This is a genomic window from Enterobacter sp. K16B (assembly GCF_020216105.1).
Classification (GTDB): domain Bacteria; phylum Pseudomonadota; class Gammaproteobacteria; order Enterobacterales; family Enterobacteriaceae; genus Enterobacter; species Enterobacter sichuanensis.
Genome location: NZ_JAIWJZ010000216.1, coordinates 1 through 242, shown reverse-complemented (window position 1 = coordinate 242; position 242 = coordinate 1). Strand labels below are relative to the sequence as shown.

Annotated in this window: 1 tRNA gene; it reads left to right on the top strand. The window is 55.4% G+C overall.

Going from position 1 to position 242, the window contains the following annotated elements:
* Positions 1-76 precede the first annotated feature (76 nt).
* A tRNA-Leu gene (locus tag LDK53_RS22785) sits at positions 77-163 on the top strand.
* Positions 164-242 lie beyond the last annotated feature (79 nt).

Sequence of the window (242 nt, the reverse complement as noted above, 5' to 3'; positions counted from 1 at the left end):
GTTAGTGTCCTTACGGATGTGGGGGTTCGAGTCCCCCCCCTCGCACCATAAATCACAATGATATTGCTCGCACTGGGCGAAGGTGGCGGAATTGGTAGACGCGCTAGCTTCAGGTGTTAGTGTCCTTACGGATGTGGGGGTTCGAGTCCCCCCCCTCGCACCAACGAGGCGATATCAAACCAGTAAGATGACTGTGCGAAGGTGGCGGAATTGGTAGACGCGCTAGCTTCAGGTGTTAGTGT